At 72.2% G+C, this 14,266-nt stretch carries 12 protein-coding genes; 2 read left to right on the top strand and 10 right to left on the bottom strand.

Annotation, left to right across the window (positions count from 1 at the left end; translation table 11 throughout):
- Positions 1–31: 31 nt before the first annotated feature.
- Positions 32–1,099: a MerR family transcriptional regulator gene (locus EHO50_RS03170; RefSeq protein ID WP_128428242.1), complete on the bottom strand. Its 1,068-nt coding sequence runs from the start codon at positions 1,097–1,099 to the stop codon at positions 32–34.
- A gap of 183 nt (positions 1,100–1,282) precedes the next feature.
- Between EHO50_RS03170 and EHO50_RS03165 the strand changes: the two genes are divergently transcribed.
- Positions 1,283–2,161, top strand: a complete 879-nt coding sequence (locus EHO50_RS03165) for an ATP-grasp domain-containing protein (RefSeq protein ID WP_128428241.1) — start codon at positions 1,283–1,285, stop codon at positions 2,159–2,161.
- A 214-nt stretch (positions 2,162–2,375) separates the two neighbouring features.
- Complete coding sequence (locus tag EHO50_RS03160; RefSeq protein WP_128428240.1) at positions 2,376–2,933, top strand: DUF1062 domain-containing protein; 558 nt, start codon at positions 2,376–2,378, stop codon at positions 2,931–2,933.
- 49 nt (positions 2,934–2,982) lie between these two features.
- Here EHO50_RS03160 and EHO50_RS03155 read toward each other — a convergent pair whose 3' ends face one another.
- The 9 genes from EHO50_RS03155 to EHO50_RS03115 form a co-directional block, all read right to left on the bottom strand.
- A complete protein-coding gene (locus EHO50_RS03155; protein WP_128428239.1) occupies positions 2,983–3,603 on the bottom strand; it encodes a hypothetical protein in 621 nt (206 codons plus the stop codon).
- Positions 3,569–4,372, bottom strand: coding sequence for an FkbM family methyltransferase (locus EHO50_RS03150; RefSeq protein ID WP_128428238.1), 804 nt, complete (start codon positions 4,370–4,372; stop codon positions 3,569–3,571). Before EHO50_RS03150 ends, EHO50_RS03155 begins: the two co-directional genes overlap by 35 nt.
- Entirely contained in the window at positions 4,369–4,599 is a 231-nt protein-coding gene (locus EHO50_RS03145; protein ID WP_128428237.1) for a Trm112 family protein, read from the bottom strand. Before EHO50_RS03145 ends, EHO50_RS03150 begins: the two co-directional genes overlap by 4 nt.
- Positions 4,596–5,528 (bottom strand): hypothetical protein, encoded by a 933-nt coding sequence (locus tag EHO50_RS03140; RefSeq protein WP_128428946.1) that lies wholly within the window; start codon positions 5,526–5,528, stop codon positions 4,596–4,598. Before EHO50_RS03140 ends, EHO50_RS03145 begins: the two co-directional genes overlap by 4 nt.
- A gap of 25 nt (positions 5,529–5,553) precedes the next feature.
- Positions 5,554–6,297, bottom strand: coding sequence for a class I SAM-dependent methyltransferase (locus EHO50_RS03135; RefSeq protein ID WP_128428236.1), 744 nt, complete (start codon positions 6,295–6,297; stop codon positions 5,554–5,556).
- Positions 6,294–7,682, bottom strand: a complete 1,389-nt coding sequence (locus EHO50_RS03130) for a condensation protein (protein WP_128428235.1) — start codon at positions 7,680–7,682, stop codon at positions 6,294–6,296. The genes EHO50_RS03135 and EHO50_RS03130 overlap by 4 nt, the downstream gene beginning before the upstream one ends.
- Positions 7,679–12,145, bottom strand: coding sequence for a DUF3367 domain-containing protein (locus tag EHO50_RS03125; RefSeq protein WP_128428234.1), 4,467 nt, complete (start codon positions 12,143–12,145; stop codon positions 7,679–7,681). The genes EHO50_RS03130 and EHO50_RS03125 overlap by 4 nt, the downstream gene beginning before the upstream one ends.
- On the bottom strand, positions 12,142–12,867 hold the full coding sequence (locus EHO50_RS03120) for a class I SAM-dependent methyltransferase (RefSeq protein WP_128428233.1): 726 nt from the start codon (positions 12,865–12,867) through the stop codon (positions 12,142–12,144). The genes EHO50_RS03125 and EHO50_RS03120 overlap by 4 nt, the downstream gene beginning before the upstream one ends.
- A gap of 97 nt (positions 12,868–12,964) precedes the next feature.
- On the bottom strand, positions 12,965–14,116 hold the full coding sequence (locus EHO50_RS03115) for a glycosyltransferase family 4 protein (protein ID WP_128428232.1): 1,152 nt from the start codon (positions 14,114–14,116) through the stop codon (positions 12,965–12,967).
- Positions 14,117–14,266: the final 150 nt, after the last annotated feature.

Genomic DNA, 14,266 nt, shown 5'->3' with positions numbered 1-14,266 from the left:
GATACCACGGCCCTTGTCTCACCCTCATTCCTCAGGCCACCCGTTCCACTACGTCCGCCACCACACAGCTGACGTTGTCCGGCCCGCCCGCCTCGTTCGCCGCGTCGATCAGGGCGTGGACGGCGGTGTCCGGGGCCGGGGCGGAGGTGAGGAGGTGCCGGATGCGGGCGTCGGGGACGACGCGGGACAGGCCGTCGGAGCAGAGGAGATAGCGGTCGCCGGGTTCGGTGTCCTGGAGGCGGAGGTCGGGGACCGCGGGGGCGGTGGAGGACAGGGCCTTGAGGAGCAGCATGCGCTGGGGGTGGGACGTCGCCTCCTCCGCGGTCAGGCGGCCCTCGTCGATCATCGACTGGACCACCGTGTGATCGTGGGTGATGCGGAACAGGGCGCCGTCGCGCAGCAGATACGCACGGGAGTCCCCGATGTGGACCAGGGCGAGGCGTGAGCCCGTCCACAGCAGGGCGGTGAGGGTCGTACCCGACTCCTCCGTGCCGTTCGTCGCGTCCCGGACCGCCTCCGTCGCGCCCTGTACCGCCTCCTCCAGCAGGTTGAGCACGTTCCCGGCCGGGAGTTCCGCCGAGTCCAGGAAACGCAGCGCCTCCACCGCGGCGCTGCTCGCGGGCGCGCCCGCCGGGCCGCAGCCGTCGGCCACCGCGAGCAGCCGGGTGCCCGCGTAGGCCGTGTCCTGGTTGGCGGGGCGGACCCGGCCGCGGTCGGAGTGGGCGGAGTAGTGAAGCTCCAGCATGGTGGTGTCCTTCCTCGATGTCGCGAGCAGTTGTTCTGCGAGGAACGCGGCCAGATCCCGACGCGCCGCCGTCTCCGCCTCGACCTGCGCCCAGTAGGCGCGGATCTCGCGGGCGGCGTCGGCCGGTCGCAGTGCGCACACCTGACGGATCAGGGCCAGCGGCATGCCCAGCCGTCGCAGCCACGCCACCAGCCGGGCCTGCTCCAGCTGCTCGACGGCGTAGTAGCGGTACCCGGTGTCCGGGTCGACCCGGTGGGGCTTCAGCAACTCCAGCTCGTCGTAGAGCCGCAGTGCCTTCGGTGACAGCCGGCAGGCCTTGGCGAAGGCGCCGATCGTCAGCATGTCCTTGCGCATCCCGATCCCGTCCTGATCCCGTCCCGATCCCTGAGCCGTTCCCGTTGCCGTTCTCGATCCCTGCCGGCTCCTCGCTCCGATGCTGTGGCTTCACCGAAGGTGAAGGTCAAGCGAGCTGTTTCGGTTGCGGACGTGGTTGTTAGCCTGCGATCCGCCCGACCGTTTCGTCCGAAGGAGCCCACCGTGCCCCGCATAGCCCTCGTCACCTGCCGCCCCGGCCCCGAGGTCGCCGTCGACCGCGACCTCCCCGTGCTGGTGCGCGCGCTGCGGGACGCCGGGGCCGAGGCGGACTCCGTGGCCTGGGACGACGAGCAGGCCGACTGGGGCGGGTACGACCTCGCCGTGATCCGCTCCACCTGGGACTACAGCTGGCGGGCGGCGGAGTTCCTGGCGTGGGCGGAGCGGTGCGGCAAGGCGACCCGGCTCGCGAATCCGGCCGACGTGGTGCGGTGGAACGCCGACAAGCGGTACCTCGGCGATCTCGCCGACGCCGGGGTGCCGGTCGTGCCCACCCGCTACCTCGCCCCCGGTGACGACGTCGACGGCCTCCCCGTCGACCACGAGTACGTCATCAAGCCCACCTCGGGCGCGGGCGCGCGCTTCGCCGCCCGGTACCGGCCCGACGAGCACGACACGGCCGTACGGCAGGTCGCGCGGATGCACGCGGAGGGGTTCACCGCGATGGTGCAGCCGTATGTGCGGGGCATCGACGTCAGCGGGGAACGGGCGCTGCAGTTCTACGGCGGCCGGCTGCTGCACGCCAGCCGCAAGGGCGCCATCCTCACTCCCGGCACGCCCTACGACGAGCGCAAGATCGCCCACCCCGGCCTCGAGCCCTGGACCCCGACCCCGGCCGAACTCACCGTCGCCGAGCGCGCCCTGGCCGCCGTACCGAACGCGCCCGAGCTGCTGTACGCGCGCGTGGACCTCGTCGACGGGGAGGACGGGCAGCCCCGGGTGATGGAGCTGGAACTCGTCGAGCCGAGCCTCTTCCTCTCACTGCACCCCGGGTCGGTGCCGCGGGTGGTCGAGGCGATCCTGGCGGCGGCCGCCAACCGTTAGTCACCAACCGTTGGTCGCTGGTCGCCGAGGCGCTCGAAAACCAGTGGAGCGGCGCCGCCGTGCGCCGTTACCGTGCTGCCGAACCGAGTCGCCCAGGCAAGGACGTGCCGTTGTACACCGTGTGAGACCTCCCGAGAGCTGATGTGTCGCGCGTCGCGCATGTGCGCCGCGCTGCTTTTTGCTGCGGACTTCTCACTGAAACCGGTGTACTTCTGTGCTCAACAACTGGGTTGTCATGCCCACTTGCCTGCCGACCGTTCTCCGCCGTTGCCACACGTGCGCGTCCGAGCGGTTCCGGGCAAACGGCAAGTTTCGCGTCAACGCCAACCACAAGCTCCTCGACGCCTGGGTCCTCGTGCTCTGTACCGCTTGCGGGGACACGGCAAAGCTCACGGTCCTGGAGCGGATGAATGTGCGCTCCGTACGACCTGAGCTGCTGGACCGGATGCACGACAACGACCCCGGCCTGGCAGCCGAGTTGCTTCAGGATCCGGCCGTGCGGTGCCGTAATCGCATAGCCCTCGACTGGGCGGGCGCCTGGCGCCTCGACACCGGCGGGTCGGATCACCTGGACCGTGAGGTGGGCGATGCGATCGATGTGTCGGTCCGCTTCGCGGCGCGGATCCCCGTCCGGCCGGTGCGGCTGATCGCTGAAGGTTGCGGTCTTTCGCGGGCCGAGGTCGAGAGGCTGATCACGGAGGGCAAGCTCGTTTCGGCGGTCCGGCTGAGCGGCAAGCTCTCCGGCGACTTCACCTTCACGCTCAAGCGCTGAGCCCTCCGCGGGACCAGGGGCCTGTCCGGCAAGGTCCGCCGGGCAGGCCCTAATCGTCGACCGCCACCCGCTGCAGCAACCCCCACGTGAACTCGGCCACCACCCCCCGCCGCACCCCCTCCCCGTCCGGCGCGGTGAAGGCCAGGCCCCAGCGCGTCGGGGCCGTGCCCTCCAAGGGGCGGGCGGGGGCGAAGGCGCGGGCCGCCTCGTCGACCGTGCAGGACCAGGGGGTGAGGTCGGCGAGGGTGCGCAGGGGCGGGCTCTCGGCGTCCGGGGCGCGCACCAGCCACTCGTTCCACACCGCGCCGTTCGGGGCGAGCAGCACCTCGAAACGCAGGTCGGGCCAGAGCGGCACCGGCCACAGCCAGGCCTCGCACTCGAGGTCGCCGACCTTGCGGGAGATCACCGACTCGGGCTTGCCGAACACCGAGCGGTACCGGGAGGCGGCGGCCCGGGAGCGGGGGGAGCGGACCATCGCCTGCCAGCGCTTGTTCGCCTCGCGCATGTCGGCGAGGGAGACGCCCAGTTCACGGCGGGCGTCCTCCACCAGGTCCGGGTTGTGGTCGGCCATGCGGCGCAGCAGCACCAGCTGGAAGTGGAGCGGGGTGAAGGGTCCGGCGGGGTTCGGGCCGCCGCTAGCGGGGTGCTTTCCGGAGGGCATGCGCTCCATGGTCGCCGATCGGGCGGCGGCCGTCGGGGAGGAAGAGGACCGAATTGACGTACCGCGGGCCTCGGAAGGGCAGGACCCGGCGCAGCAGGCCCTGGGTGACCACGTACGAGGTCTCTTCCTGGTGGCTCTCCAGCGGGAAGCGGCTCAGGGGCACCCAGTCGCGGCCGGGCAGGACCCAGCCGTCGTAGCCGAGCAGCGACAGATACGTCACCACCGGGCCGATCGGCTGGATGCGGGACTCCAGCTCGATGAACAGGGCGGGCCGGTCGCGTGCCAGGATGCCGGTCGCGCCGCGCAGCACCGCGAGCTCGCTGCCGTCGACGTCGACCTTGACGAACCCGACGTCCTTGAGGCCGAGTTCGTCGAGGGTGACACAGCCGACCGGCAGCGCCGTGGCGTGGATGTTCCGCCGGACCAGGGAGGACACCCCGCGGTCGCCCGCGTCGTGCGGCGGCAGCCAGAGCCGGGCCGTGCCGGGGCGCTCGGCGGCAGCGGCCTGCACGACCCGGACGTTGGGCGGGGCCGTCGCCGCGAGGAGTCGCGCCAGGTGAGGGACCGGTTCCACGGTCACCACCCGGCGTGCCCGTCTCGACAGCCGCCGCGTCCACGGGCCGTACCAGCCGCCGACGTCCACGGCCGTCCCGCACCCGGCGGGGCACAGTTCCGCCAGCCGCGCCAGCTCCGGCTCGAAGCGCGGGTACACGGCCCGGGCCACGGCGGCGACCAGGCGGGTGGGCAACAGAGGGGCGATACGCGCAGCCAGGGTCATGGGACCATCCGTTTGAGGAGTTCCTCGTGTTCGTCGTCGGAGACCTGTTCCCCGGAGGCCGGCAGCAGCTGTGGGATGCCGTCGATGATCGGGTAGCGGCGGCGCAGGCGTGGGTTGTACAGCGCCTCGGAGCGCTCTTCCGCCTCTTGAGCAGGTACGACGAGGTGCAGCTGCCCCTTGTCGAGGGGACACGCCAGGATCTGGAGCAGGGGGTCGTCCGGTTTCATGGTGGCGTCAACTCCTTGGCACCGATGGGGGGTTGAGGAGGCGAGGGCGTTGGTGGGGGGCGGTCGTGCCTCGGCATCGACAGCAGTACGGCGAGGGCGAGCGCCGTACCCGCGACCCGCAGCGCCAGCCGCAGCGGGTCCTCCGGCAGCGCCTCGCCGAACGACAGCGTGCCCAGCACTGCCGTGTACAGGCATGTCACCGTCGTGCACACCGGCACGATCAGCGAGGCCCGGCAGCGTTGCAGTGCCGCCTGCGACATGACCAGTCCGAAGGCGCCGGTGAAGAGGAGGAGGTACGGGTACGGGGAGCGCAGCAGGGCAAGGAGCGCCCCGCCGATTCCGCTGGCCGTCAGGTAGCTCGACACCCCCTTGATGGCCAGCGAACTGACCCCGTACAGCAGCCCCACCGCCACGCCGTACTCGACGCCGGTCGTCGGCAGCCGGTGCCGGTGCCGGGCCCTGCGCTCGGCGGAGTTGTACAGCCACACGCCCGCCGCCAGCGACGGCACGCACACCAGCAGGATCAGCGGATACGGGGCGGCCCGCCCGACGCTCTCCCCGCCGTCGGGTCCGTCCCGCAGCGACAGCACGACCATCAGCAGCGCGGCGAGGATCACGCCGATCGCGTACCGCTCCCGCCCGCTGGTCTCCTCGCCCAGCAGGCGCGCCGAGAGCAGCACGAGCAGCACGAGGCCGGAGACGAAGATGCCCTGCGCGGCGGCGATCGGCAGGGTGCGGTAGACGACGAGCTGTGCTCCGAAACCGGCGGCGAGAGCGAGCGAGCCGCCGATCCACAGCGGGCTGCCGAGCACCAGCCGCAGCAGCCGGGCGGGTTGCCGGATGCTCACCTGCGGGAGTGCGGTGAGCGCCCGTTTCTCCAGGACGAAACCGAGGCTGTACAGGGTGTTCGCCATCAGGGCCGCGGCCACTCCCCACCACATGGTCCCCGCCCCCCTACGTCCTTCGTGCGTGCAGTAGCAGGATCGAAGCCAGTGATGGTCTGGCGCAGGCCAGCCTGTCGAGGGGGCGCAGGGCGCGCGGTACGCCGTGGAAGGGCGCGCCCGCGACTCGTACGACCTCGAAACCGGACGCCGCCACGAACTCCCGTAGCGCACGGGCGGTGTAGAGCCGCAGATGTCCTACGACCTCCCGTCCCGGCCGGCCGTGGATGCCCCGCAGGCTGACCTCCGAGAACACCGGCTGTACGCCCGCCAGCAGCAGGGCGCGGTTGTACCAGGCGGCCAGGTTCGGGGTGGAGAGCATGAGGTGGCCGCCGGGGCGCAGCACGCGGCGGATCTCGTCCAGGGCGGCGTCCGGGTCGACGAGGTGCTCGATCACCTCGCTGAACAGCACGGCGTCGGCGGCTCCGGCCCTGAACGGCAGCCCGCCGCCGGTGAGTTCACCGCGGACGGCGTACGGGATCCGGGTGCGGGCCCGGCGCAGGGCGTCCTGGGACCAGTCGATGCCGACGATGCGGTGACCGGGGACGGGGAGGAAGGGGGCGGCGGTGGCCGCGGCGGTGCCGTCGCCGCAGCCGATGTCGAGGATCGTGCGGGTGCCGCCCGCTGCCGCCGGGCCCAGGGCGTCGGCGAGCATGCGGGCCTGGCGGCGGCTGCGGGGGGTGCCGGAGGCGACGGGGACGGCGGGGTTCTCGTAGAAGTCGCGCAGTTCGGGGGGTTTCACAGGAGTGGTCGTCACGGGGTCGCCTCCGTGGTGTGCAGGTAGTGCTCGAAGAGGTCGCGCAGGTGGGCGCCGTCGCCATGGCTGAGCAGGGCGCGGGACCAGCGCAGGGCGAGATGGAGGCGGCCCGCGGTGGACGCGGTGGTGACGGTCAGGCCGCGGGGCATCCGGGCGGGCGCCGAGAACCACACGGCGTGCGCGCGGCCGGCTTCCTCGCCGAAGTCCAGGGGGTAGGGGATACGGCCGATGTTGCTGAGCAGGGTGGTGGAGGTCCAGGGCGCGGCGGCTCTGCGCAGGCCTCGGGTGAGGGCGGCTCGCCAGGAGACGGGGGTGATGGGGGCGGTGAGCAGGGCTGCCCCGTGGCCGAGTTGGGGGCGGGGGAGGGACTTGAGGGCGCGGGTCCGGGTGGCCGTGCGGTGCAGCAGGGTGGGCATGTGCGCCGGGTCGATCGCCGCCAACTCCTCGGGTGCGAAGGGGACTTCGACGAGCCGGGTGCCGTTGCCGATGGGCATGGTGGCGTCGCGGGGGCGGTCGTCCACGGGCATGGTGATGCGCAGGGGGCGGGGGCGGGCGCCGTGTTCTCTGTTCCAGTGGGCGATGGTCAGGGCCGTGGTGACCATCAGCTGGTCGTTGACCGTGTAGGGGGAGCCCTTGGGGCGGTGGGGGAGGGGAAGTTCGGTGACCAGCATGCCGTTGCCGGGGGAGGGTTCGGGGGTTCCGGGGGCTACGCGGGCGGGGGGTGCCCAGTTGGACGGGGTCTCCTCGGAGTGCGGTGGGGCTTGCGTCGTACGGGTGGGTGGGGCTGCGGGTGAGTTGTCCCGGCCGCCGTACAGCTCTGCGGCGGTGGCGAGGACGCGGAGGCAGGCGGGGCCGTCGAGGGCGGTGTGGTTGATGGTGAGGAAGAGGACGGTTCCCTGTGCGGTGCGTGGCTGCGGACCGTCGGCTCCGCGCGGCTGTACACCTACGGCATCAGTGGCCTCGCTGCCCTCGACCGGCCCCGGCCCCTCCACCACCTCCAGCCGTATCGGCGGCGAAAGGGACAGCGGCGGCGCCTGCGTCAGCGCCCGAGTCCGCGCATCGCGCAACGCGTCCCGCCCCGGCGCCGGAAAGCTCACCACCTCCACGTCCGGCTCCGCCGTCAGCTCCCACTCGTACCGGCGCCGATACCAACGCCCCGACACCTCCCGCATGAGGATGCGGGGATGCCGGCGCAGCGCCTCGGCGAAGGCCGTACGCAGGCGCCCCGCGTCCAGCCGCCCCGGAAGGTGGACCTCGATGTGCACCGTCTCCGGCTCCTCCTCCTGGAGACAGTGCCGGGCGACCTCGTCCACGACCGGGAACGGGACGCGTACCGCCGGCCGGATCGGACCGTCGGCGCGTGCGGGCTGCTGCAGTGCGGTCATGTGGCTTCGCCCTTCCCGGTGTCGTCGGACTCCGGCGCGGTCCCGGGATCGGTCGCCCGGAATCGTGGCTTGCGGGGCGCGATGCGCGCCGTCGGCGGATCAGGGTCCGGCCCGCCCGGGCCGCGTGCGGAGACGGTCGGCCCCGACTCGGGCCGGGGTGGCTGCGTAGGACCGTTGGGCTCGGTACCCAGCGGACTGCGCCCCCGCTCCCGATGCGGCAACGGCCGCGTCGGCGCTTGCGGGTCACCCGCCGGAACACCGCCTGCGGCGACCGGCGGCAGCAGGGCCGTGGAACCGGGCCCGCCCGTTCCTGCGACCGTCCCCTCCCGCTCCCGCACACCCACAACCCCGGCGAACAACCCGATCAACGCCAGCAGTTGAGCCGCCGGACCGAAGGCGCCCTCTTCCGCCCCCACCGGCTGCCCGGCCCCGAGCGCCGCGGCGATCCCCGCCCCGGCGAGCGCTACCACCGCGATCGGCACCAGCAGCGCATGCCTGCGCCACGCCACCACCGCCAGCGCGGGCACCAGCAGCGCGAACCACCCGGCGATGAACACGGCCACCACCGTCACGGCCACCGTGCCCAGCCACAGCCCGGGCAGCGGCGGAGCGACCTGCGGCTCATCGGGGTTCGGCGCCCGGCGGCGCCACAGCGCCAACCCGGCCAGCAGCGCGAGCGCCACCGCACTGCCGATCAGCCCGCCCTCGTACATCACCGCCGGCTCGTACGACAGCTCGACCGTGCCGCCGGCGCCCGCCGGGATCCGCCAGCCCTGCTGCCAGCCGTCCAGCCGTACCGGCGACAGTTCCTTGCCGTTCAGCGTGGCCCGCCAGCCGTCGTTGAAGTTCTCGTACATGGTCAGGTAGCTCGCCGCCCCCGACCCGACCGTCACCGCGCGCCGGTCGCCGAGCCAGTCCCGTATCTCCAGGTCACGCCCCGTCGTCGCGGCCTCGGCGACCGTGCCGCGGGTCAGCGTGACATCGGTGAGGGTGAGGGGCCCGCCGTCGCCGGCCTCGACCCGATGGTCACCGGCCGACAGGGACAACTCGGCCTCGTCCCGCCCGCGTTGACAGAGCGTCACCTCGATCTGGCGTCGCTCCATCAGATCCCGTACGGTCCCTCGCGCGCTCGTCTCGTGCAGCTTCCCGTCCACCGACACCACCGGCCCCTTGCCACATGGCAGCGAGAACGGCCGGGAGTCTCGCGGCTTAGGGGTCCGGTACTGGTCGAGGGCCGGGATGTAGGCCTCCGTCAGGCCCGCCGGCAGCTGCAGGTCCTCGCCCACCATCGGGTTGTAGAGGGTCAGCGGCGCGGTCCGGGTGATCGTGATGTCCAGGCGGTCGGTGGTGATGGGAGGGAAGCGGACCCAGCCGTTCTCGTCGACCCCGGCGATCACCGCACCGTCCGGGGAGCTGATGTTCACCTCGGTCGGACGCGTGGTGAGGCCGCCTGCCGGTGCCAGCACGATCTCTCCCACCGCCTGCTTTCCGGGCCAGCGCAGATGGATCGTGGGCCGGTCGCCCGCGATCCACGCCGTGGTCAGATCGCCGTCGGTGAGGTTGCGCGGCGACAGGCCCGCCCCCAGCCGGGCCGTGGAGTCGGCGGTCGCGACGATCCGGTTCTGCTGCTCCGGCGCCACCTCGTACAGCAGTCGGTCCAGCTCCTCGCCCGGCACCGGCACCGCGCTCGCCCGCATCTCGTACGTCCCCGCGGTGCCCGTGGTGAAGCTCCGGTGCAGGCCGGCCTCCGTGCCCGTCGGCGACAGCCCGGTGGGGTCGGCCGTACGGGACAGGGAGACGATCTCGGCGGCCGCCCCGGAGTCCTCGGCGTCGGTGGGCAGCCGCAGCAGCCGGGTCACCTGTACGTCCGGAAGGGCGATCTCGGAGAAGCCGGCCCCGGTCAGTCCGGCCCGCCGGGACACCGAGTCCGTGATCGTCAGCTTCATCCAACTCGTCGCGCCCGCAGGCGCCTTGACCGACTGCGTCGAGCCGTCCGGCCGCAGGAAGGAGCTCACCGACCCCTTCTCCGTCTCCACCCGCACCCGCGTCGGCGCCTCCCGCACGCCCTCCTGCGGCAGCGGCGTCACCTTGAACGACGACGGCATGTCGTACGAGCCGCCCGCCGACCCGCCAGCCGACCCGCCCGCGAAGGCGATCCGCAGCCACTCCCCGTCCGGCGACCCCTCCGAGCCCTCCGTCCAGGCCGTGTCCGGGTTGCCGTCGAAGGCGTTCACCGGGTCGAACTGCGGGAGATGGAAGAGCCAGCTGCCGTACGAGGACGCGGTCACCGAGCGTGCGCCGCGCAGCTCGGCCACCGTCTGGTGGTCGAGGCCGGTCGTCGGCAGGATCTGGTGCGGTTTCTCGCCCGCGTCCTGGGCGGCGTCGGGCGCGTTGCGCTCATTGCGCGTGTACGTGTACGACGTATTGGCGTTGATCAGCCCGAACCGCGTGTCCGCGCGCCGCAGCCCGTCGCCGACCACCTGCAGCTGCGGTGAGCCGAGCCCGGGATGGTTGTCGCCGGTCAACACGCTGGCCCGGCCGCGCAGTTGGGACGCCAGCGGGAGCAGCGCCTCCGGGCCGCCGGACACCACGGCCGTGTCGGCCACCGGCTGAAGCCCGGCCTGGTGCGGGCGCGGCACGTCCGCGCTCACCGGCTTGTAGATCTCCACCGCCCGCTGCCGCGGATACAGCCCCTCCACCTGGAGCGGGGTGCCCGGGGCGATCGTCCCGCCGGTCATGACCGGCCCGAAGCCCGTCACCCGCTCGTACCCCGACTGTTCCAGGGTCCGCTTCACCGTCGTGGTCGGCACCTGCCCGATCTGGTCGGGATCGAGGTCGTTGCGGACGACGACGTAGTAGACGCCGGCCCGGCTCAAGTAGTCGGCCAGCCCCGGCACTTCGCCGCCGCTCACCAGCGCCTGCTCGACGGCGTCCATGGCGCGCCGGTTGCCGGGAGTGCCGAACGGGACGTAATCCCTCTGTGCCCAGCGCGAATCGGCGACGACGTCCAGGGGCTGGTCGATGGTGGAGCCCCAGGTGTAGATGCCGTGCGCGGTGGCCGGGACGACGAGGGCGCGTGCGTCGGGGGAGTACTTCTCCATCCAGTCGGCCGTGGTCTGCCAGTACTTGGGGATCTCCTTGAAGGAACCGGGGTTGAGGATGGAGCCGTTGAGGTACGGCCACATCAGACCCGGCAGTACCAGGACGGCGGCGATCAGCGGCGCGAACCGCCGCCCCCGCACCGGCCGCGCCCCGCGCGCCTCGGCGGCCACGCCCGCCAGATGGGCGAGCCCCAGCACCAGCGCGAGGGCCAGCCCCGGCTGGAACTTGTAGATGTTCCGGAAGGGGACGAGACCGCCGTCCAGCCAGTCCTGCACGACGCCGTGGAAGGGGGCCCCGAACGCCCCGCCGTATCCCGCGAGCAGGACCAGCGCCACCGTCACCACGGTCAACACCAGCCATCGCCGCTCCGGCATGTCCCGCCGCGCCAGCCCCGCGAGCCCCAGCCCGGCCGCGAGCGCCGAGCCGACGATCACCACGACGGACGAGGCCACGGTCCAGCCGGCCGGCAGCCAGGCCTGACCGAAGTGCAGATAGGCGACCCAGTTCCCGGCGCCGCGCAGCGCCTCCGTCGCCGACATGGTCTCGGTGGTGGTCTGCGAACTCTCCACGTAGGGAAGGAAGTTCTCGCCGTACGTGCCGAGCAGCAGCAGCGGGATCACCCACCATGCGGTCGCCAGGACGACCCCCGGCACCCACCAGGCGATCAGCTTCCGCTGCCGTGGCCCGGGTGGACGGGAGAGCAGATACAGCCCGACGGGCAGCAGCGAGGCCAGGGTGGAGGCGGCATTGACGCCGCCCATGAACGGGATGATCAGGGCCGACCGCAGGGCGGCGACCCGCGCGGCGTACCGCTCATCGGTCAACGGCAGCAGCACCCAAGGCAGAAACGCACCGGGCAGTGCGGCAGCCGACGTGGACCCGACCACGATGGTGAAGACGGGCCACAGCGCATACGCGACGGCCGCCACCAGCCGCGACCCCTCGCTCCCCACCCGCAGCCGCTCGGCCAGCCGCAGCGCACCCCAGAAGGCCACCGACACGATCAGCGACAGCCACAGCCGCTCCGCCAGCCATACGGGCAGCTGTACGGCATCGGCCAGCCAGTAGAACGGCAGCATCGGCCACAGATAGCCCGAGTACTGGTTCTGGATCCCGCCGAAGCTGCCCTGGTCGGACCACAATTGCCCGAGGTCGGACAGGAACCGGCCGGGATCGACGGTGACACCCAGCTTGGTGTCGAACGTCTGCCGCCCCGGCTGCACCGCCAGCAGCAGCACGAACACCACGGCCCAGAACCCCAGCAGCCAGCGCCGCGACCGCGGCCCCTCCGGCGGGCCCGAGGCGGGCGCGGAGGTGGGCACGGCTGCCGGGGGAGGAGCCTGGACCGTGGTCGTCGTCATGGTGGACACCGCCTGAGGATGAGGAGGAGGTTCCAGGTGGCGAACTCGCGTATGCCGGGCGCTTTCACGACGGTTTCCGCGAGGAACGGCCAGTAGCGGGAGCGCGCCGACACGACCTCGACGTCGTCGCGGACGCGGACCTGCCGCAAGGTGGTGCCGATGTGCACGGCGAAGAGGTTCTCGCCGAGGGTGTGCTTGGCGGGCCGCCCGGTACGCCGCTGGTAGCGGGCGCGGGCCCGCTCGGCGCCGAGGTAGTGCCAGGGCGCCCACTCATGGCCGCCCCAAGGGGACAGCCAGTTGGTGAACGACACATAGATCAGCCCACCGGGCCGAGTCACCCGCGCCAGCTCACTGAGAAACGTCTGCGGATCGGCCACATGCTCCAGCACATTGGAGGAGAAGGTGACATCGGCGACGCCGTCCCGCAGGGGTAAGAGATACCCGTCGGCGACGACGGCTCCGTCGGGAGGCTTCTCACCGAGCTCGCCGAGGTCCGGCTCGAAGAGGTACGCGTGCGCCCCCCGCCGCCGGAACTCCTCGGTGAAGTACCCGCTGCCCCCGCCTACGTCCACGACCGTACGCCCGGCGACCGGGCCGTCGTAGGCCTCGACTTGGTCGGCGGCATCACGGGCGAGAAGCGAGTAGCAGGCCTCGGGGTCGTCCTGCTCATGGAGGAAGGCCCGGAAGAGGGCAAGGGACCGCCGAAACGAGGGGTCCTTCACATCGCCGGGCCGTGCAGTATGCCTAAAGGGGCGCGGGGAACTGCGCGACCAGCCACGACGCACCCGCAGTCGCGAGACGACCGAACCACCTCGGCGTTCAGGCGCCACGTCGCACCGCTTCCGCCGCAACCGCCCGAAACTGCCGTACCGTCCGATCCCACCGATACCGCGCCGCCCGATCCCGCGCGGCCTTCCCCATCAACTCCCGCCGATGCCCGGACAACGCCAGCGTGCACCACGCGGCCGCGAAGGAAGACTCCCCGCCCGCAAGCACCCCGGTCTCCCCGTCCACGACGGAATCCCGCAGCCCAGGCACATCAAAGGCAATGGTCGGCGTCTCACGAGTCGCGGCCTCGGTGACGACCAGCCCCCACCCCTCCACGGCGGACGGATGCAGCAACAGCCACGCCGCACACAGCAGCCGATGCTTCTCCGCCTCCGACACATGGCCGACGAACTCGACGCCGGGCCCGGCGAGTTGCTCGAGAGACGACCGCTCGGGCCCGTCCCCGACGATGACGAGCCGCCCGCCGGTGACCGGCCGCACCCGCTCCCACAGCCGCAGCAGCAGATCGATCCGCTTGTACTCGACGAGCCGCCCGACGGCCACGAACAGCGGCTCCGGCGAGCGGTCACTCAGCGGGCCCGGCTCCTCGACCCCGTTGTGCACCACACGGATACGCTCCCGCTCGACGCCGATCCCGCGGAGCGCCTGCGCGGTCGACGGCGACACGGCAACCATCAGACTCCGCCGCTGCGCCCCGGTCAGCGCCCAGTGCTCCAGTCTTCGACCGAGCCGCGCCGCAGGCGCCAGCGCCCCGCCGAACCGCATCTTCCACAGATCGGTGTGCACATGGTTGACCAGGCACAACGTCGGCCCGCTATGCCAGAGCGGAGCGAAGTACGGCATCCCGTTGCAGACCTCGACCAGCAGATCGCAGTCGCCCACCTGACGGGCGAAGGCGGATCTGGCGCGCAGGTAGTGGCCGTAGGAACCACCGGCTGACACGACCCGGTAGTCCCGGTACGCCGCCGGGCCCCCGCACAGCAGGGTGACCTGGTGGCCGAGCTGGGTGAGCCCGTCAGCGAGGCGGTCGACCAGCAGCTCGGAGCCGCCGGCGGCCTCGTTGCCCAGGTCACGGTGGGCGAGAAAAACGATTCGGCGCGGATGTGGGGGGAGCGCCGGAGGGTGCTGCTGCGACGCCCAGGGGAGGGTGGCGCGCAGCGAGGACGGCACGTGCTGGGGCATGGGTGCTCCAACTCGTCTCAGGGTGCGGAACTCAGCGTGGGGGAAGATGAGGGGTTTGGGTCCCGTGGGGGGGATTCAGAGCTTCTTGGTCATTTACGGGCGTTGTGCGTGGGGTGTGGACAGGCTGTGTCCGGGTGGGGTTGGACAGTT

The sequence above is a fragment of the Streptomyces cyaneus genome, from assembly GCF_004028635.1.
GTDB classification, from domain to species: Bacteria; Actinomycetota; Actinomycetes; order Streptomycetales; family Streptomycetaceae; genus Streptomyces; species Streptomyces cyaneus.
The sequence above is the reverse complement of the archived record's forward strand: the minus strand, read 5'-3'. Positions and strand labels throughout refer to the sequence as shown.

Bases quoted from the DNA above. Each gene is read 5' to 3' on its own strand.
- EHO50_RS03130 (WP_128428235.1), bottom strand. From the start codon at position 7,682: ATGACCGCACTGCAGCAGCCCGCACGCGCCGACGGTCCGATCCGGCCG.
- EHO50_RS03125 (WP_128428234.1), bottom strand. From the start codon at position 12,145: ATGACGACGACCACGGTCCAGGCTCCTCCCCCGGCAGCCGTGCCCACC.
- EHO50_RS03115 (WP_128428232.1), bottom strand. From the start codon at position 14,116: ATGCCCCAGCACGTGCCGTCCTCGCTGCGCGCCACCCTCCCCTGGGCG.
- EHO50_RS03150 (WP_128428238.1), bottom strand. From the start codon at position 4,372: ATGACCCTGGCTGCGCGTATCGCCCCTCTGTTGCCCACCCGCCTGGTC.
- EHO50_RS03170 (WP_128428242.1), bottom strand. From the start codon at position 1,099: ATGCGCAAGGACATGCTGACGATCGGCGCCTTCGCCAAGGCCTGCCGG.
- EHO50_RS03155 (WP_128428239.1), bottom strand. From the start codon at position 3,603: ATGGAGCGCATGCCCTCCGGAAAGCACCCCGCTAGCGGCGGCCCGAAC.
- EHO50_RS03145 (WP_128428237.1), bottom strand. From the start codon at position 4,599: ATGAAACCGGACGACCCCCTGCTCCAGATCCTGGCGTGTCCCCTCGAC.